The following is an 18490-nucleotide window of genomic DNA, read 5'->3' on the forward strand; positions in this document are numbered from 1 at the left end:
GTTTACAGGTGCGCCAGTATGCCCGGTCTGTCTGCCTTAGTTAAATCTGTCGAGTCGCCAGTAGCCTGTTGTCGGTAGGCTTTCGGCGACAGGCCAAACCAGCTTTTGAAGGCTTTGTAGAAGGCACTGGGTTCGCTGAAGCCCAGTTCGCGGCTCAGCGCCTCGACCCGGCAAGCGGGCTGCTGCAGACGCTGCAGCGCGTGTTGGCGGCGCACCAGGGCCAACAGTTCAGAGAAGCAGCAGCCTTCTTCACGCAGGTGGCGGTGCAGGGTTTGCCGGCTGATGGCCAGGTGCCGCGCTACACCGTCTGCCGACAGATCGCCGCTGAGCAGGTTCTGCTCGATCAGCTGCAGCACCTGCAAGCGGGTGCTGCGCTGCGTTGGCAGCTGGGCCTGCATGGCACTCACGCGTTGCTGCATCAGGTCCTTGAGATAGGCATTGGCCCCCAGCACCGCGAGCTGTAGATCACTTTCCAGCAGGTCGAGGTAATCGAAGGCCTCGGCAAAACGTGGCGATACCCCGAACACCTGGCGATAGATCGCTGGGGGCGCCAGTGGCGCATGACGAAACCCCACAGCCTGCGGCACCAGGCGCACCCCCGTGAGCTGACGCGCCCAGCACAGTGCAGAACTGAGGCTGTGCTCGCTGACGACGGGGTAGCCGAGCAGCGGCGCATTGAACAGAAAGTGGATACGCACCCGCCCGGCAAAGGATTCAACCCGTAGGCTTTCGCCCTCACTCATCACCGGGATATAGCGGCGAAACAGTTCGATGGCCTCACCCAGCGTGGCGCTCTGCGCGGCCAGATGGGCAACCGGTCCGCGGGTGTGCAGGCCGCGCTGCTGGCCGACCAGCAGGCCGATTTCCGCACGCGCGCCACGGCTGGCCGCGCGTTGCCAGAGCTGCAAGGCCCAGCGCACCGGGACGCGCATCTCCAGGTTTTTCAACTGCTCCAGCTCGACGCCCAATTCGTCCAGATCATCCGGGCCGGCCAGGCCGAAGCCCTGCAGTGACAGGTACAGATCAAGTAACTGTGACGCGGTTGCGCTAGGTGTGTGGGCCAGTGGCATGGTGCGTCCTTCTCCAACCAGGGTCGCTCGATTGTGCGCCGCTGGTGAGACAAATTGCCACAGTGATGCAACCTCTGGCTATTAAACGCACAGCAGCGAGCGACTAGATTGACCGGCAAACAACATCGAGTGCTTCGCACCGCCTGGAGTCCTGCACCATGAGTCATGCTGACCTGATCACCTTGCCCCGCCTGCTGTCACGCTTGCCCCGTCTGCTGGTCGACCTGCCCGCTATCGTCAAGGGGCTGCATATTGGCAACCGCAGCCGTGGCGATTACCCCGTCAGCCTGGCCAGTTGTATCGAGTCGGCGGCCCGTGACAATCCAAACGGCGTGGCCTTGATTCAGGGCGACGAACAACTCAGTTACGCCGAGTTCGACCGCTGGGCCAACCAGCTGGCGCACTACCTGCGTGCTCACGGCCTGCGCCAGGGCGACAGCGTGGCGCTGATGTTCGAGAACCGCTTCGAGCTGCTCGCCGGGGTGGTCGCCTGCGCCAAGCTCGGCGCGGTCAGCGCGTTGATCAACAGTAGCCAGCGCGGCCGCGTGCTGGCCCACAGCATCAGCCTGGCAACGCCGCGTATGGTGCTGGTGGGCGAAGAGTTGCAAGACGCCTTCACGGAAATCGCCGCCGAGGTGGCGCTGCCTGCCGATGCCTGTCACTACTTTGCCGACCGGCCAACCTGGCGCGACCCCGGCGAGGCGCCCGCAGGCTGGCAGCACCCGGCCGCTGCGCTGCAGGACTATCCCGTTGATGCGCCGCTGCTGGAGCGTCCAGTACGTGCCGACGATCCCTGTTTCTATATCTACACCTCCGGCACCACCGGCCTACCGAAAGCCGTGGTGTTCAACCACGGGCGTTTTATGAAGGGCTACGGGGCCTTCGGTTTCGCAGCTGTACGCCTAGGCCGCGAGGATCGCATGTACGTCAGCCTGCCGTTCTATCACGGCACCGCCATGGTGGTGTGCTGGGGCTCGGTACTGGCCGGCCAGGCGGCATTGATCATGGTGCGCAAGTTCAGCGCCAGCCGTTTCTGGGATGAAGTGCAGCAGCACCGTGCGACCGCCTTCGGCTATGTCGGCGAGCTGTGCCGCTACCTGCTCGACCAGCCAGCGCGCGCCAGCGACGCCGCCAACCCGATCCGCGTGATGGTCGGCAATGGCCTGCGCCCGAGCATCTGGCAGGCGTTCAAGCAGCGCTTCGCGGTCGAACGGGTGGTCGAGTTGTATGCCTCCAGCGAGGGCAACATCGGTTTTACCAACCTGCTCAATCTCGACAACACCGTGGGCTTCTCGCCTTATCCCTACGCCATCGTCCGCTACGATCAGGAGCGTGAGGCACCGCTGCGCGAGAACGGCCACCTGCAAAGGGTGACCAAGGGCGAGGCGGGCCTGCTGCTGGGCAAGATCACCGACAAGTCGCCGTTCCATGGTTACACCAATGCGCGCGACACCGAGCGCTGCATCCTGCGTGATGTGTTCGAGCCGGGTGATGCCTGGTTCAACACCGGCGACCTGATGCGCGACATGGGCTTTCGCCACGCGCAGTTTGTCGATCGCCTGGGCGATACCTTCCGCTGGAAGGGCGAAAACGTCTCCACTACTCAGGTCGAAGCGGTGCTGGATGGCGTGGAAGGGGTCAGCGAAACCGTGGTCTATGGTGTCGAGGTGGCCAACACCAACGGCCGCGCCGGCATGGCCTGCATCCGTCTGGCCTGTGCGCCGGAGGATTTTGATTTCCAGGCCCTGCATACGCACTTGCGCCAGGAACTGCCGGCCTACGCCGTGCCGCTGTTCTTGCGTTTGAGTGCCGAAATGGAAACCACTGGCACCTTCAAGCACAAGAAAGCGCCGTTAAAGGAGCAGGCCTACGACCTCGACCGCTGCAGCGATCCGCTGTATGCCTGGCTGCCAGGTACTGATCGCTACGTACCGCTGACCCGCGAGTTACAGATGGCCATCGCCGCCGGTAACTATCGATACTGAGGCTCAATACCCTGGCACGCGCTTTCGCGTGTCAGGGGCGTTTAACCGCAGGTCAGGCGGATGATCACTTCGCTTTCATCGATATCGATGTTCAGGCGCTGCGGGTTGTAATCCATGGTCGCGGCGTCGCCGGGGGCGAGCACGCGCAGGGTCTTGGCGTTGGCCTGCTGTTGCACCTGCTCGATCAGCTCGCTGCTGGCGGTCTGGCCGAGTACGCCGTGAACCTGCTCGACATCGCAGTCGCCGTTGATTTCGGCGGCTTGCTGGGCGGGCGGCTGTGAGCTGCAACCGGCCAGCAGGGTCAGCAGGCTGAGGCTGGTGAGGGCGTGACGAAGAGCCATGATCGATTTCCTTGTCTGCATAAAACTCGGGTCAGCCTAGCAGCCGCATCCGTTGTCGCTCAACGTCGGGCGGGTCAATCAGTCAGGTTACTGCATCAGCATTTCCGCAAGTCCGGCCAACTTCCCTACAATTGCGCTTTTCCCCAGAGCAGGAGGTTCTGTGCAAGCGGTGATCTCGATTCAACAGCTGAGCAAGACCTACGCCAGTGGCCACCCGGCCCTGCAGGACATCAACCTGGATATTCGCCCCGGCGAAATCTTTGCCTTGCTCGGCCCCAACGGCGCGGGCAAGACCACGCTGATCAGCATTATCTGCGGCATCGTCAACCCAGGCGGCGGGCGGGTGCTGGTGGGCGGCAAGGACATCATCAAGGACTACCGCGCCTCGCGCTCACAGATCGGCCTGGTGCCCCAGGAGCTGGTCAGTGATGTGTTCGAAACCGTCTGGGCGACGGTGAAATTCAGCCGTGGCCTGTTCGGCAAGAAGCCTGATCCGGCCTATCTGGAGCAACTGCTCAAGGACCTGTCGCTGTGGGAAAAGCGCGACGCGAAGATTTTCGAGCTGTCCGGCGGCATGAAGCGCCGGGTGATGATCGCCAAGGCGCTCTCCCACGAGCCGCAGATTCTGTTTCTCGACGAGCCTACCGCCGGCGTCGATGTCGAGCTGCGCCGCGATATGTGGAACATGGTGCGGCGTCTGCGTGAGCGCGGTGTGACCATCATCCTCACCACCCACTACATCGAAGAGGCCGAGGAAATGGCCGACCGCATCGGGGTGATCAGCAAGGGCCGGATCATTCTGGTGGAAGACAAGCAGGCGCTGATGCACAAGCTCGGCAAGAAACAGCTGACTTTGCAGCTGCAACAGCCCCTGGCGAGCATCCCCGCCGAGCTGGCGCGTTACCCGCTGGAGCTGAACGACGAGGGCCGCGCGCTGGTGTTTACCTTCGATACCCAGAGCGAGCACACCGGCATCGCCGAACTGCTCAAGGACCTGGCCCAGCACGGCATCGACTTCAAGGATTTGCAGTCCAGCCAGAGTTCACTGGAAGAGATTTTTGTCGAATTGGTAAAAGGGACACGTGCATGAATTTCTATGCCATCAAGGCCATCTACCTGTTCGAACTGGCGCGCACCTGGCGCACCTTGTTGCAAAGCATCGCCACCCCGGTGATCAGCACCTCGCTGTATTTCGTGGTGTTCGGTTCGGCCATCGGTTCGAGCATGACCCAGGTGCAGGGCGTCAGTTATGGCGCGTTTATCGTGCCGGGGCTGATCATGCTGGCGCTGCTCACCGAGAGTATTTCCAACGCCTCGTTCGGCATCTACATGCCCAAGTATTCGGGGAGCATCTACGAGCTGCTGTCAGCACCGGTGTCCTATCTGGAAATCCTCATTGGCTATGTCGGCGCAGCAGCCACCAAGTCGATCATTCTCGGTCTGGTGATCCTGATTACCGCGCGACTGTTCGTGGACTTCGAGATTCTCCATCCGCTGTGGATGCTGGCGTTTCTGGTGCTGACCGCGCTGACCTTCAGCCTGTTTGGTTTCATCATCGGCGTGTGGGCCGATGGCTGGGAGAAGTTGCAGGTGGTGCCAGCGCTGATCGTCACGCCGCTGACGTTCCTCGGTGGCAGCTTTTACTCGATCAGCATGCTGCCGCCGGTGTGGCAGACGGTGACCTTGTTCAACCCGGTGGTGTACCTGATCAGTGCATTTCGCTGGAGTTTCTACGGTGTTTCCGACGTTAACGTGGTGTTCAGTCTGGCGATGATTCTCGGCTTTCTGCTGCTGTGCATTTTGGCCGTGGGTTTTATCTTCAAAACCGGTTATCGCTTGAAAAGCTGACGGATAGTTGAGTGCGGTAGAACCTATGTTTACTCGTAAGGCCTACAACTTCGTAGGGTGGATCGGGGCGCGTAGCCGACGATTGACCCATCCACCAACCGCGATGTTGGATGAACACAGCATCATCCACCCTACATAACTCGGTTAGCGGGAGGCGTGATGGATACGGCTTGGCAGGCCCAGTTGGCGCAGCTCTACCTCGATGAGTCGCGCCGCGTGCTGGCCACTCTGATCCGCCTGCTGGGTGACTTCGATCTGGCCGAAGAGGGGCTGCACGAAGCCTTTCGCGCGGCCATGGAGCAGTGGCCGCAGAGCGGTGTGCCGGCCAATCCGCGCGCCTGGCTGGTATCGGCGGGGCGCTTCAAGGCCATCGACAACCTGCGCCGGCAGCGGCGTTTCCAGCCGCTGGATGACCACCTTGAGTTGGCCGATGACGCGCCGTTGGACGAAGGCGAGTTGCTTGAAGACGACCGCCTGCGCCTGATCTTCACCTGTTGTCACCCGGCGCTGGCCAGCGATGCCCAGGTGGCCCTGACCCTGCGTGAAGTCTGTGACCTGGGCACCGAGGAAATTGCCCGCGCTTTCCTCACCACGCCTGCCACCCTGGCGCAGCGCATCGTGCGCGCCAAGGCGAAGATTCGCGATGCGCGCATTCCCTATGAAGTGCCCGGACGCAGCGAGCTGCCCGAGCGCCTGGACGCCGTGCTGCGGGTGATCTACCTAGTGTTCAACGAAGGCTATTTCGCCAGCTCCGGCGATTCGCTGACCCGCGCGCACCTGTCCGATGAAGCCATCCGTCTGGCGCGCCTGCTGCTGGAGCTGTTGCCCGAGCCGGAAGTGCAGGGCCTGCTGGCGCTGATGCTGCTGCACGAGTCGCGGCGCAGTGCGCGCAGCTCGGCCAGCGGTGAAGTGGTGCTGCTGGAGGCGCAGGACCGTCGCCAGTGGGACCGCGCATTGATCGCCGAAGGCGACACCCTGGTGCTGCAGGCCCTGCATTCGCGGCGCTTCGGCGCCTACACCCTGCAAGCGGCGATTGCCGCCGTACATGCCGAGGCCGCCAGCGCCGAGCAGACCGACTGGGCGCAGATCGTCGGGCTCTACGATGCTTTGCTGCGCCTGAATCCGTCGCCGGTAATCGCGCTTAATCGCGCCGTGGCGGTGGCCATGCAGCACGGGCCGGAGGCCGGTCTGGCGCTGGTCGACACATTGCTGGTCAGCGGCGAACTGGCCGATTACCACCTGGCCCATGCTGCCCGCGCCGACCTCAATCGTCGTCTGGGCCGCGTGGCGCCTGCCCGTGAGGCCTATCTGCGGGCATTGCAACTGGCGCAGCAGGGCGCGGATCGGCAGTTTCTGCAGATGCGCCTGGACGAGTTGCCGACCGGCTAAGTCGCCATCCGCCTGGCGTATAAGCGCAGCTTGGCTACCGTTGGTCGGGCCTGAAAATATTTTCTACGGCGCTGTCGATTCAGCGTCGCACCATTCGATTAGTCAGTAACCGCGCCACACCACCGGAGAACGTCATGAAATACCTGTGCCTGGTCTACAGCAACGAGCATGAACTGCATAACTCACCCGACAGCCCGCGTGACGAGGAGTGTTTCGCCTATGCCGAGTCGGTAGCAGAAAGCGGCCGCATGCTCGCCGCCGAAGCGTTGGAGTCGGTGCAGACTGCCACCACGGTGCGCATGCGTGGCGGCAAGCTGTCGATCATCGACGGCCCGTTTGCCGAAACCAAGGAGCAGTTGGCGGGCTTCTATCTGGTGGAAGCCCGCGACCTGAATGAAGCGATCCAGTTGGCCGGGCATATTCCGGCGGCGCGTGTCGGTTGTGTGGAGGTCCGCCCGGTACGCGAGCTGCAGGTCTAGAACGCACGCTGCCCGAGTTGGTAAAACAACGGAAAAGGAGCACTGCCCATGAGTCGTCCTGAATACCCCAAGATTGCCAGCCGTGAGCAGTGGCTGCTTGCCCGCAAGGCTTTGCTGGCCAAAGAAAAGGCGCTGACCCAGCAGCGCGATGCGCTCAACGCCGAGCGCCGCCAGCTGCCGATGGTCAAGGTCGAGGCCGATTACCGTTTTCAGGGGCTGGAGGGTGAGCTGGGTTTGGCCGATCTGTTCGCCGGGCGCAGTCAGCTGATCGTCTACCACTTCATGTACCACATGGAGCGCGGCGAGGGCTGCGACGGTTGTTCCTGCCTGGTCGACAATGTCGGCCACCAGGCTCATCTGCATGCCCGCGACACCACCCTGGTGCTGGTTTCCCGCGCGCCATTGGCCGATCTGCAGGCGTTTCAGCGGCGCATGGGTTGGAGCCTGCCCTGGTATTCCTCGCTGGGTAGCGCGTTCAACTACGACTACCACGCCACGACTGACGAGCAGATCGCTCCGGTCGAGTACAACTACCGTGACAAGGCTGAGTTGGAGCGCCTGGGCCTGAATTATCACGTGCAGGGCGAGCAGCCTGGCGTCAGCGTATTTCTGCGTGATGGCGCGCAGGTCTATCACTGCTACTCCAGTTATGGCCGTGGTCTGGAAATGTTGATGAGCAGCTTTCACTACCTCGACCTCACGCCCTTCGGTCGCGGTGAAGGCTGGGACGGTATGCCCGATCTAGAGGGCAAGGGCATGCACTGGACCCGCCTGCACGACGAATATCTGCAACCGGCAGCGGCGCATGCCTGCTGCGCCTCGACCCAGAAATAAGCACAAGGAGCACAACCATGAGCAACGCCCAAGCGCAGATTCAACAGCAACTGGACTCCTGGGCCGCGGCCTGCCGCAGCAAGGATGTCAGCAGTATCATGAGCCATTACGCCGAGGATGTAGTGGCCTACGACGCCATCGGCCCGCTGCGGTTTCAGGGCCGCGCGGCCTATCAGGCGCATTGGCAGGCCTGCATGGAAATGTGTCCCGGCCCGGGCTTGTTCGAGATCCATAAGCCGAGCTTTCTGCTCAGTGATGAGTTGGCCGTGGTGCACTACCTGTTCCACTGTGGCGGCAGCGATGACAAGGGCGAAATGCACAGCAGCTGGATGCGCGTCAGCCAGTGTTTCCGCCGGCAGGGCGGGCAATGGCTGATCGGCCACGAGCATTTCTCCATGCCGTGCGATATGGAAAGCGGAAAAGTTTTGTTTGATTTGCAGCCCTAGCCTTGCAACTCACGGGGCACAAGGGGTGTAGCGAATTGCAGGAGGGCGCGTTGCAGATTTGTGGCTACGACCAACGTCTTAGTGCTTGCCTAAAGGGGGGCGTAGTGGCGTAGGCTGGAGTTGTCGCCTTGGTAGGCGACGCTTTCGCGAACAGTTGAAGAAGGAAAGCTTTATGCAAATCCAAGTTCACAGCGATAACCACATCGAAGGCAGTGCTCGTCTGGTTGAGTGGGTGAGTGCCAGTGTTGCCAGCAAGCTGGAGCGCTTCGATGACGAGTTGACCCGCATCGTTGTCCATCTGCATGACGACAACGGCGCCAAAGCCGGCGCGCACGACAAGCGCTGCCAGATCGAAGCGCGGCCAAAGGGCCTGCAACCTATTTCCGTCACCCACAAGGCCGAGTCACTGGAGCAGGCCATCGACGGCTCCATCGAAAAACTGCACCACGCCCTTGAGCATCAATTCGGCAAGCTGCGCAGCAAGCGCGTCACGCCACTGCACGCCGACGAGGCGAACGATATCCCTGGTCGGGACGCTCTGTTGCAAGAGGACTTCCTCGCCGAGGAACGTCTGCGCGCCGTCTAAATAAACGCCAAGGGCAGCCGGCCAGACTGGCTGCTTATCGACCCACTACATGCGCCCCCGTAGTTTTCTGCGGGGGCGCTGTCGTTTCAGGGGCCAGGCTGTATGCCTGCGGCGGCAATAGCCGGCCCGGAGCGGCAACGCGCTGCCTCCTCGCGTATGACGGAATGGGTGGTAAGCCGCATATTTACTGGCCTGCAGGTGGTTGGCCCATATTCTGCAGAAATGCCTGCCAGCTGACCTATGCAGGGATTCGCCATGACCAGTATTTCCAACAACTCGCCGCTGGCGAGCTACTTTGCCAACACCGTCAAACCCAGCACCGCTGCTGCCGGCAGTGGTAGCAGTACGGATAAACCGAGTACCAGCGCGCCAGACCCGCTTGCGGAGATTCGTCGCTTTGCCAGTGGTATGGTGGCCAACAGCCGTGGTGGCCTGCTGCGTGCGATGCACGCCGAGAGCAGCGGCGCGAGCAACGCGATTGCCAGTGATCGCTTTCGCCCGGTGGCCGAGCCTGAGAGCGAGACCTCGAAAATTGCCCTGCCGGATGTCGCCGAACTGGACCGCGAGGACGCCGCCAAGCTGCTGGCGCAGATCAATAAGTTGGTCGATGCCGGCCTGGACAAGACCGACAGCTTTGTTGGCTACAACGGCGACCAGCAGACCGACTCGCTGACCACCTACCGCGACTGGTTGCAGGCCAGGGGCGGCGTCAGCATCTACGTCTAAGAAGCCGTCTCGGATCTGCTGCGCGTCGGCCCTGCTGCGCTGCCTGCGCATTGGGCTGGTTTCAGCGCGCGAGGTACGCCAAGATCACCCGAACACAGTTGTGGGCACACCGCATAGGCATGCTCAGGTCGAGGGGATTTATGGCTAGCAAGGAATTTGTTCGGGCGTTCGCCGTTCTGGGGTTGGGGCTGTTGTGCACTGCGGGTGCGCAGGCCGCCGAGGATGCGCAGCTAGTCGGGTTGATCAACAGCTACCGCAGCGAAGTGCAGCGCTGTGGCGATCAGGCTTCCGCCGAGCTGCCGCCGCTGACGGCCGATCCGCGTCTGGTGCAGCCGGTGGGGCGCTCGGGGGACTTGCAGCAGGCGATGAGTGCGGCGGGCTATCCGATGGTCAACGTGCAGGCTATCAGCCTGTCTGGCCCACGTGATGCGGCGGCGGCGCTGAAAGTGCTGCAGGAGAGCTTCTGCAAGATCGTGCTCGATCCGCAGTTTGTCGATATCGGCGTTAATCAGCAGGGGCGTGAGTGGCGCATTCTGCTGGCCCGGCCGCTGTTGGCGGCACGCCTGGGCGACTGGCAGGCGGAAGGGCAGAAGCTGCTTGAGCAGCTCAACAGTGCGCGCAGTACTGCACGTCAGTGCGGCAGCCAGGCCTTTGCCGCCGCCGCGCCGCTGGTGTGGAATGCCACCCTGGGCAGCACCGCCGAAGCCCACAGCCGGGCCATGGCCAACGGCAACTTCTTCGATCACCAGGACCCTGACGGCCGCACCCCCGGCGACCGTGCGGAGCTGGCCGGCTACAGCGGCCAGCGCGTCGGTGAAAACATCGCCGCCGGCCTGGACACCGCGAGCAAAGTGCTCGCCGGCTGGCTGGCCAGCCCCGGCCACTGCGCCAACCTGATGAACCCGCAATTCAGCGAACTGGGCGCCGCCTACGCCAACGATCCGAAGAGCGACGCGGGGATCTACTGGACGGCGCTGTTTGGTGCGCCGTAACCCGGGCTCAGCGCACATTGATGCGCAGCGCCACGCCGCCGACTATCTTGCCGTTCTCCCGCTGCACCAAGTCGAGGGTAAAGCTGCTGCCGCGCCTGGCGTCTGCCGGCACCGTGACGCGCAGCCCCAGTCGTTGCGACTCCAGCGGGCGTAGCACGATTGGCAGCTGCGCCTGTTTACCCTTGGCAAATTTCAGCTCCAGTGCGTTAGGAAACGTCTCGGCGAGTCGCTCCGGGGTCTTGCTGGTCAATAGCTGATCGGTGCTTGGCATTGCCGCACAGGCGTGGCTGGCGCAATCCAGTGCGTTATCAGCCGTAGGTTTTGCTTTGGCAATTGATTTGTCTGCCAGTTCTGGCAAACGCAGGGCACTGGTCTTGAGCGTGGGCGCCAGCGCGCGTTTATCCAGCAGCAGGCTGGCTTGTAGCGTTTCCAGCCCCTTGGGGCGCAGCAGTTCGAATAGCACACTGCGTGTCTGCCGGGCGCGCAGGCTGGTGGCCATAAAGGGCAACACAATCCACAGGTTGGGGGCCAGATCGATCACGCTGAGGTTCTTCTGCGCCAGGTTGTTCTGCTGCCACACATGGCGCCCGGCTAGTGGATGATCGAAACGGCTGAACAGCGCGGCCAGCAGGCAAGGGTGGCTGCCCACCGGCGGTATTGCACTGCGTGGCAGGCGCGCCTTGACGATGCGCGTCTCGCCGGGGCCCAGATCGAAATCCGCGGCTGCCGTGACTGCCGGGAGGAAATCGGCTGGATAGACGAACTGGCTACCGGCGTACTGCTTGATATTGAAACTCACCAGCAGATGCCGTGCGCTGGCCGTGGCGCTGCGGTTGCGCACGCGGGCGTGAATCCAGTTGTCCTGACCGAACTCGAGGTTCTGATGTTCCAGGCCATCGTCATCGCGGTTGCGAATCCACAGATCCGGTGAATCCCAAAAGCGTCCGCTCCAGTTGTTGGCGCCGGGATCGGCGGCATCGTCGCGCAGCCAGACATCTGGCAGTGGCGTCGGATCGGGCAGGCCGTAGACGAAGCGGTGGAAGGCATCCACGCAGGTTGGATTGCCGCCCCGGGCCAGTAGAAAGCACTCCAGCTCTTCGGTTTTGACCGGCTGCGGGTAACGCGCCAGGTAGAAGCTGCGCATCAGGTCACCCAGCGGGGCGGCACCGAGCAAGCCAGCCATGCCTTTCCAGAAGCGTTCGCCAGCCCCGTAGGAGGAACCGTGGGTAACCCGCACCCATGGGTTGCGCGGGCACAACGCCAGTGCCGCTTCGGCGAAGTTGAACGGTTGCACGCCCGCCGCGCCGTTGTCGTGGTAGGTGGTCCAGGCTTCATCGAACCAGGCGTCGGCCTGGCTGGCCGGCTTCAGCCCGCGCGCCCACCAGCTGTGAAAGGTTTCGTGGCGTAGTGGGCCGGTGCTGGTGGTGGTACCGCCGTCGTATTCCATGCCGCCCTGATGGATAAAGGCGGTAAAGCGGTTGCCGTGGATATAGCGCCCGGAGCTGTTTTCGTTGTCAGCGAGAAAGCCGGCGATGGCATTGGCCTGGTTAAGCAGATTGGCGGGGTTGCTGGTGAGCTTCCAGGTGGTGATCGCGACATTACTGCCGGATACCGGTAGCACGGTATTCACCGTGGTGCTCTGCAGGCTGTCGCTGGCACGCAGCTCCAGCAGTGGCGACAGGGCGCTGAAACGCGCGGGAAAGTCGATGCGCCAGTGGTTGGTGCCCAGCACGTTGAGGGTGCCATTGCTGATCGGTGTATGCGCCACGGCGGTACCTGTGAGGCGCAGTTGCAGGCTTAGTTCGAACTGATCATGAATCAGGTTGGCCGGCACAAAGGCTTCCAGATAACGCCCCGCGCCCAGGTCGGTAAAACCGAAGTTGAATGCCAGTCGCGGGCCCGCGCTCCAGACGATCTGCGGCAGATAGGAACCGGTCATCGAGGCCTGTGGCACACCGACCGCATAGGTCAGGCGCAGGCTGTGGCTGCTACCTGCATCCAGCACCCGGTTGAGCACGCGCAGATTGGCATTGGCGCCACCGCCGAAGTCATGGCTGGCAACATCGGCTGGCGCAACCACCACGCCATCCAGCCACACGCCGGTGACGCTCTGGCGCAGGTCGAAGATCGGGCAGCCAGCGTGTTTGCCGAGGCGAAACGCCAGGGTGGCGTCGCCGCTGATCTGCTGGGTGGCGGCATCGAACAGCAGGCTGGCGTCGATCCGCACGATATCCATAGGCACTGCCCACAGACCATCGACCAACTTGGGCGGCGGTGCCAGGGCCAGGCTGCTGTTTGGCGCAGCCAGTGGCGGTAGTTTGCTTAGCAAAGCGGCCAGACCGCTGACGCATTCGCCTTCGCTGGCCACGCAGCTGCCGCTGTTGCGCTTGAGAATGGCGCGCCAGCCATAGCTGCGGGCTGCCTGTACATGGGCCAGGTTCTCGGTAATAAAGATCGCCCGTTCACTGGCCGCGCTGTGCTGCGCCTTGCTCAGCGCCAGGTCGAAGATCGCCTGTGCCGGCTTGCCGAGGTTGCCCGGCAGTTCGCTGGACAGGGTGATCAGCGCCGGCTCGATATAGCGGGCCAGATGCAGTGAGGTGAGCGTTGCCAGCACAGTGGCCACGCTGGTGCCGGCTGCCTGATTGGATAGCAGACCGAGGCGATAGCCACGTGCCTTGAGCACTTGTAGACAATCCAGGCAGTCGGCATAACGCATTCGTACGCCGCCGGGGCCGGTAAACGTCAGGGTGTCGCCCAGGTCGAAAAACACTGTGGGAGGAACAATTGAGCCAGACATGGTGCCTCCTTGGCGATGCGTAAAAGGCTCTTGCCAGGGGCCGTGCCTCTGCACGGCATGCTCCGTTCAGGGCGCCCGGCGATAGCTGAACCGGCAGCCCGCAGGGTCGGTAAAGGTCAGGGTGCCGTCACTGAGGCTGTAGGTGTAGGTGACGACTTCGTCGTTGGCGGTAGAAATGGCCAGCTTGCCGGGGCCCTGCAGCGCCCAGGTGCCCTGGTCCCACCAGGTGAAGCTGCCGGCGGGCTCGCTGCTGCCGACATACAGTCCATTGCTCTGCAGATGCAGGTGCGCGGCATACCCGGCGGCGCATTGTTCCTGACTGTTCTTGTGCCAGTTGCCTGGCAGTTGTGCCTCATGCAAGTCCATTCTGATTCTCCTGCTTGTGCTGCTTAGGAGTGCGCAGGGCATGGGCCCCGCGCATTCCGGTTTACTGCGTGTGCACTATTTGGCGCTGGTCAGCCGGACTGGCTTGGCCTTGGCCTTGCTGGTCTTCGGCAAACTGCCGCCTGCGTCGCCGAGCAAACGTTCGAGCTTGTCATGCTCGCTGCCGCTCATCACCGTGTCGTAATCGAGCAGCGCCGTAGCCGCTTTGGCGTCTGGTTTGCGCTTCATAAAACGACTGGCCAGGCGCTTGGTCTCGATGGCGGCAAAGTGCGGTTTGAGTACCGGAGAGTCCAACGCCGCCTGGATCGCCGCGATGCCGTCAGTCAGGTGATCACCACCAATGGCCAGCACCAGATGGGCGTCCGGGGTGCTGAGCACCTTGTGCGCGGCTTCCGCGTGATTGGCGTCGACGGCAGCGGTGACCATCACACTGGCGCTGTCCGCCAGATGGGCAAGCATGCCGTCGACTTCCCAATGCACCTCGACCTGCACCTGATGGATGCCCGATACACCGAACAACGCACCTTCGGCGCCGCGCATCAGGGTCATCGACTCCTCGATCTGCTCGCCGGGTTCAAGCACCTTGAACGGCGAGTCTTCGATGCAGTGGATGATGGTGCGGAAGGTCCGCACGTTGCCCGATGGGTCGGTCACGCTGCCGCTGACGCTCTCGCTTTTCAGGCTCAGGCTTGCTGGCACCAGGAGCGGTTGATCGCCATGGTTGCGCAGGGTGACGCCGATGCGCACCGGTGCTCCCAACGGCAGTTCGCTGAGCAGCGGAGTGATCTTCAGATCCAGACCCAGCACGTCGGCTTCCAGATCCGTCGGCGAGATGCTCGGGGTAGCGGTGGAGGCACCGCCGAAAGCGACCGAACCTGGACGCACGAAGGGGTCAGGGTAGTGACGCAGCTGCTTGAGGTTATCCGGGTGGAAGGACCACTGGATATTGCTCGGGAACGGCGTGGCAGGCGTACCGGCAGCCGCGATCACATCGCTGGTGCACATAAAGCCGAAGTCCGCCGAGTTGTGGTAAAGGCCCATGGCATGTCCCAGCTCATGGACCGCCGTGCGGAAGTAGGGCGCCGCCGCCGTGCCAAAGCGCTGACCGCTGACCGTGCCCCAGCCGGCGGAAATGGTCCAGTGCGAGGCAATTCCCACCCCCTCGCGTGGCACGTTGTTGGAGTCGGTGCCGCCGTTGTCGTACATGATTCCGCGAGGCGTGGAGTCGATGTTCTTCACCGCCAGCACGTGATAACGCCACTCGCTGTCGAGGTTGATCACCGCGCGCCGCGCCAGCATGGCCGCGTGCATTTCCGCATTGGACCAGGAGTTGCCGCTGGGCTCGGCGACATTGGTGTCGCTGAGGTGCACCGTGGTTTGCCAGCCCACCGCGTCCATCAGGCTGGTCCAGGTATGGCCGATGCCGCTGTTGGTGGGCCGCTCGGAACCGTTGACGGTGTCGATCTCCACCGTGCAGCGACGCAGGTAGGTGGATAGCCAGCCCATGGTCAGGCGACCGACCACCACATTGGCGGCGTTTTTCACATCGCCCTCGGCATAGTCCGACGGTGACGGAAAGCCCGCTGGCCCGGTCATGCGCACCATCTGCGCAGTCAGCGTGCTTTCCAGCACCCAGCTATTGGGCGCGGTGAAGCGATACAGCTGGAAGCCCAGGCTGAAGCTGTTACCCAGATAGAAATACTCCGGCAAGGTCGTCACTCGCACGTAATAGCGGTAGCGCGAGCGCGGCAGAATCGGGATGCCCGACGCCGGATTTGGCCCCGCCAGCAGAATGGGCCTTGGTGTCAGGCTGACATTGGGCTTGAGGGTGTTTTGCAGCGGGATAGGCGAGGTGATGGGCAGTGGCAGGAAGATCACCGGGCGCTGATACAGATCGCCACTGGCCGTGCGGCCCTCGCTGTGCGACTCGACCCGTAGCGTGCCGTCATACGATACCAGTGGCGCACCACTGGGCTTGTAGTTGAGCAGCCAGCAGCCAGCCCGCAGGCTGCGCAACTGCGGGAAGACAATCTGTCCGGGCTGCAGCTGCAGGTTGGGGTTGATCGCCAGATTGGCGTTATTGATGTTGGCGTTGCTAAGGCCGGGGCCATCTTCTGCGCTGGGCGGAAGCAGGTCGGGCATGGGCGGGATTTTCGAACTTTCAGGCAGATGCGACATTGCTGAACACTCCTATTCAACAAGGGGCGCACCCTGCCCGTAAAACTTCTTACTGCGCGAGCTACTGCACTGCTGTGGCACGTCACCCTTGGATTGATATCCATGTGGTTGAGCTCATGCACACAGCGCGAAGCACATGAGGGAAATCAGTATGGGACGGCGTTTTTCAATCTGAGGTGCCGTCCATCCGGCAAGCTATGCGGCAAGACGAACGGATGCTGGCGTTTGGCTATGGCGCGTGCCTGTCGGCCGTTTACTTGATCGGCGGATGAACCCGGCTCCTGGCTGTGGTGCGGGCGGTCAGGTTCATCAGTTGCTGGAACTTCGGGCACTCCAGGTGGTTGTCTGCCGGGCAGGACGCCGTATGGCGCAGGCCGTCGCGGATGGCGCTGAGGCGTTTGATGCTGCGGTCCAGTTCGTCGGCCTTGGCTTGCAGTTGCGCGCGGTCAATTGCTGGCTGACTGCCTGCGGCGAGCATGGTGGCAATTTCATCCAGGGAAAACCCTGCTTCACGGCCGAGGGCGATCAGCGCCAGGCGCTGGATCACCGATTCACTGAACACGCGCTTGAGGCCGTTGCGGCCGATGGAGCGGATCAGGCCTTTCTCTTCGTAATAGCGCAGGGTCGACGCCGGCAAACCGGACCAGCGCGAGACTTTGCCGATATCCATCTCTTTCATCCTTGACCTCAAGTTAGCTTGAACTGGCAGGCTTATGAAAACAGCCTTTCAGACAAAGCAAAAGAGGTGGATATGAACAGTCAATTGATTCTCTACGTGCTGTTGGTGGGCGTGGGCGCAACGCTGCTGATGGACGCCTGGGCGCTGGCGCGGCGGCGCTGGTTCGGCATTGCCTCGCTGGACTACGCCCTGGTCGGCCGCTGGCTGGGGCATATGCGTCATGGCCGTTTCCAGCATGCGGCCATCGGCAAGGCACAACCCGTGAGTGGCGAGCGGCTGCTGGGCTGGTGCAGCCATTACCTGATCGGCGTGGCCTTCGTCGGCCTGTTTGTGCTGTTGGTAGGTCCGCAGTGGTTGTGTCGGCCGACGCTGCTACCGGCGCTGCTGCTCGGTGTCATCAGTGTGGCAGCGCCGTTGCTGCTGATGCAGCCGGGGTTCGGCATGGGGTTGGCGGCCTCGCGTATGGCCAATCCCTGGCAGGTCAGGTTGCGTGCGCTGCTCACCCATCTGGTATTCGGCCTGGGTGTGTACCTGGCCGGCTGGCTTGGGGCGCAGCTGTTGGCTTTGCCCCTCTGCCGCTAAGGTCGGCTGCTTAGCCCAGCACCTGCGCCAGATGCTGCTCGTAGCGCAGAATATCGGCCTCGATGGCAGGGCGCTTCATCACGTCGACGCAGAGGAAGGTCGGCAGGGCGCGCATGCCGAGGAACTGATTGGCCTTGTGGAAGGGCAAGTAGACGGCGTCCACGCCTTTGCCTTCAAAGAAGTCGGTCGGGTCGTCGAAGGCTTGCTGCGGTGCGTTCCAGGTCAGTGACAGCATGTATTGCTTGCCCTGGATCAGGCCGCCGCTGCCGTATTTCTGCGAGGCGTCCGAGCGAGTGCGACCGTCGCTGGCGTAGAGGCTGCCGTGGCCTTCGGTAAACACCTCATCGATGTACATCTTCACCGTCCAGGGGGCGCCCATCCACCAGCCGGGCATCTGGTAGATGATCACGTCGGCCCAGAGGAATTTCTGCACTTCCTCGGCGACGTCGTAGCCGCTGTCGATATGGCTGTGCTTGAGGTCGAAGCCGGCGCGGTCGAGAAAGGCCAGCGCGGTGTTGTGCAGGGTGGTGTTGTAGCGGCCGTCGGAGTGGGCGAACTGTTTGCCGCCGTTGAGTAGCAGGATGTTCTTCATGGCATGATCCTCGGTAAATGGATGGCGGCATGCTAGGGCGCATGGGCGGGGAGAAATAGCCGCTGGCGGGCAAATTACTTGTGACTGAAATGCATGAATGGTCTGGGGTTGGCTGTTGTAGGGTAAATAAATCCACCCTGCCAGGAGCCCAAGATGGCTGACCAATACGGATTTATCCTGCACGCCCACATCCGCCCGGAAAAGGCCGCCGAGTTCGAGGCGCTGTTTCGTGCCTATGTCGAGCCGAGCCGCGCCGAGGCGGGCTGCATCGCCTATCACATGCTGCGTGATAGCCAGGACCCGACGCTGTTTATCTTCTATGAGGTCTGGCAGTCACGGGAGCATCTGGCCATCCATAGTGGCTTGCCGCATATGCGCCAGTTCCATGAGCGGCGCATGGAGTACCTGCGCAGTGATTTCGAGATTCGCGAGGTCGAGATGCTCAGCTCTGCAGCCTAGGGTCTGTTGCCATTTCGACGCGCGCCGCGTTGCTGCGCAAAATCTCGCCAGGCTAGGCGGAGGACGCAGGTAATGGTTGTTCCCTTGCCAAGTCCTCCGCCTAGCCTGGCGAGATTTTGTGCG

At 62.6% G+C, this 18490-nt stretch carries 19 protein-coding genes; 12 read left to right on the forward strand and 7 right to left on the reverse strand.

Annotated features, from left to right (window positions below; all coding sequences use genetic code 11):
* Positions 1-2: 2 nt before the first annotated feature.
* Positions 3-1070 (reverse strand): AraC family transcriptional regulator, encoded by a 1068-nt coding sequence (locus ACIN8IBEIGE_RS04075; protein WP_160013531.1) that lies wholly within the window; start codon positions 1068-1070, stop codon positions 3-5.
* Positions 1071-1228: 158 nt separating this feature from the next.
* Between ACIN8IBEIGE_RS04075 and ACIN8IBEIGE_RS04080 the strand changes: the two genes are divergently transcribed.
* Positions 1229-3055, forward strand: coding sequence for a long-chain-acyl-CoA synthetase (locus ACIN8IBEIGE_RS04080; RefSeq protein ID WP_160013532.1), 1827 nt, complete (start codon positions 1229-1231; stop codon positions 3053-3055).
* A gap of 41 nt (positions 3056-3096) precedes the next feature.
* Here the strand turns inward: ACIN8IBEIGE_RS04080 and ACIN8IBEIGE_RS04085 are convergent, their stop codons facing one another.
* Positions 3097-3396, reverse strand: a complete 300-nt coding sequence (locus ACIN8IBEIGE_RS04085; protein WP_160013533.1) for an I78 family peptidase inhibitor — start codon at positions 3394-3396, stop codon at positions 3097-3099.
* Between the two features lie 160 nt (positions 3397-3556).
* Between ACIN8IBEIGE_RS04085 and ACIN8IBEIGE_RS04090 the strand changes: the two genes are divergently transcribed.
* The 9 genes from ACIN8IBEIGE_RS04090 (at position 3557) to ACIN8IBEIGE_RS04130 (ending at position 10696) form a co-directional block, all read left to right on the forward strand.
* Positions 3557-4486 carry an ABC transporter ATP-binding protein gene (locus ACIN8IBEIGE_RS04090; RefSeq protein ID WP_160013534.1) on the forward strand — a complete coding sequence of 310 codons (930 nt, stop codon included), beginning with the start codon at positions 3557-3559 and terminating at the stop codon, positions 4484-4486.
* Positions 4483-5244, forward strand: a complete 762-nt coding sequence (locus ACIN8IBEIGE_RS04095) for an ABC transporter permease (RefSeq protein WP_160013535.1) — start codon at positions 4483-4485, stop codon at positions 5242-5244. The genes ACIN8IBEIGE_RS04090 and ACIN8IBEIGE_RS04095 overlap by 4 nt, the downstream gene beginning before the upstream one ends.
* Positions 5245-5403: 159 nt before the next feature.
* Positions 5404-6633 carry an RNA polymerase sigma factor gene (locus tag ACIN8IBEIGE_RS04100; RefSeq protein WP_160013536.1) on the forward strand — a complete coding sequence of 410 codons (1230 nt, stop codon included), beginning with the start codon at positions 5404-5406 and terminating at the stop codon, positions 6631-6633.
* Between the two features lie 134 nt (positions 6634-6767).
* Positions 6768-7112 (forward strand): YciI family protein, encoded by a 345-nt coding sequence (locus ACIN8IBEIGE_RS04105; protein WP_160013537.1) that lies wholly within the window; start codon positions 6768-6770, stop codon positions 7110-7112.
* A 48-nt stretch (positions 7113-7160) separates the two neighbouring features.
* Positions 7161-7946, forward strand: coding sequence for a DUF899 domain-containing protein (locus ACIN8IBEIGE_RS04110; RefSeq protein WP_160013538.1), 786 nt, complete (start codon positions 7161-7163; stop codon positions 7944-7946).
* A 17-nt stretch (positions 7947-7963) separates the two neighbouring features.
* Entirely contained in the window at positions 7964-8392 is a 429-nt protein-coding gene (locus ACIN8IBEIGE_RS04115) for a nuclear transport factor 2 family protein (RefSeq protein WP_160013539.1), read from the forward strand.
* A gap of 172 nt (positions 8393-8564) precedes the next feature.
* Positions 8565-8978: an HPF/RaiA family ribosome-associated protein gene (locus ACIN8IBEIGE_RS04120; RefSeq protein WP_090375279.1), complete on the forward strand. Its 414-nt coding sequence runs from the start codon at positions 8565-8567 to the stop codon at positions 8976-8978.
* Positions 8979-9233: 255 nt separating this feature from the next.
* The gene (locus tag ACIN8IBEIGE_RS04125) at positions 9234-9704 is read left to right on the forward strand and encodes a hypothetical protein (RefSeq protein WP_160013540.1); all 471 of its coding nucleotides are present in this window, start codon (positions 9234-9236) and stop codon (positions 9702-9704) included.
* 140 nt (positions 9705-9844) lie between these two features.
* On the forward strand, positions 9845-10696 hold the full coding sequence (locus ACIN8IBEIGE_RS04130; RefSeq protein ID WP_160013541.1) for a CAP domain-containing protein: 852 nt from the start codon (positions 9845-9847) through the stop codon (positions 10694-10696).
* Between the two features lie 7 nt (positions 10697-10703).
* Here ACIN8IBEIGE_RS04130 and ACIN8IBEIGE_RS04135 read toward each other — a convergent pair whose 3' ends face one another.
* From ACIN8IBEIGE_RS04135 to ACIN8IBEIGE_RS04150, 4 genes are all read right to left on the reverse strand, one after another.
* On the reverse strand, positions 10704-13493 hold the full coding sequence (locus ACIN8IBEIGE_RS04135) for a hypothetical protein (RefSeq protein ID WP_160013542.1): 2790 nt from the start codon (positions 13491-13493) through the stop codon (positions 10704-10706).
* 66 nt (positions 13494-13559) lie between these two features.
* Positions 13560-13859: a hypothetical protein gene (locus tag ACIN8IBEIGE_RS04140; RefSeq protein ID WP_090382794.1), complete on the reverse strand. Its 300-nt coding sequence runs from the start codon at positions 13857-13859 to the stop codon at positions 13560-13562.
* Positions 13860-13934: 75 nt separating this feature from the next.
* Positions 13935-16055: a hypothetical protein gene (locus ACIN8IBEIGE_RS04145; RefSeq protein ID WP_160013543.1), complete on the reverse strand. Its 2121-nt coding sequence runs from the start codon at positions 16053-16055 to the stop codon at positions 13935-13937.
* 253 nt (positions 16056-16308) lie between these two features.
* Complete coding sequence (locus ACIN8IBEIGE_RS04150) at positions 16309-16734, reverse strand: helix-turn-helix domain-containing protein (protein ID WP_160013544.1); 426 nt, start codon at positions 16732-16734, stop codon at positions 16309-16311.
* 72 nt (positions 16735-16806) lie between these two features.
* On the opposite strand from ACIN8IBEIGE_RS04150, the gene ACIN8IBEIGE_RS04155 reads away from it, so the two are divergent.
* The gene (locus tag ACIN8IBEIGE_RS04155) at positions 16807-17316 is read left to right on the forward strand and encodes a DUF2938 domain-containing protein (protein ID WP_160013545.1); all 510 of its coding nucleotides are present in this window, start codon (positions 16807-16809) and stop codon (positions 17314-17316) included.
* A gap of 10 nt (positions 17317-17326) precedes the next feature.
* Here the strand turns inward: ACIN8IBEIGE_RS04155 and ACIN8IBEIGE_RS04160 are convergent, their stop codons facing one another.
* A complete protein-coding gene (locus ACIN8IBEIGE_RS04160; RefSeq protein ID WP_160013546.1) occupies positions 17327-17908 on the reverse strand; it encodes an NAD(P)H-dependent oxidoreductase in 582 nt (193 codons plus the stop codon).
* 153 nt (positions 17909-18061) lie between these two features.
* Here ACIN8IBEIGE_RS04160 and ACIN8IBEIGE_RS04165 point away from each other — a divergent pair, with 153 nt between their 5' ends.
* Positions 18062-18367, forward strand: a complete 306-nt coding sequence (locus ACIN8IBEIGE_RS04165; RefSeq protein ID WP_160013547.1) for a putative quinol monooxygenase — start codon at positions 18062-18064, stop codon at positions 18365-18367.
* Positions 18368-18490 lie beyond the last annotated feature (123 nt).

The sequence above is a fragment of the Pseudomonas sp. 8BK genome (genome assembly GCF_902506475.1).
GTDB lineage: Bacteria > Pseudomonadota > Gammaproteobacteria > Pseudomonadales > Pseudomonadaceae > Aquipseudomonas > Aquipseudomonas anguilliseptica.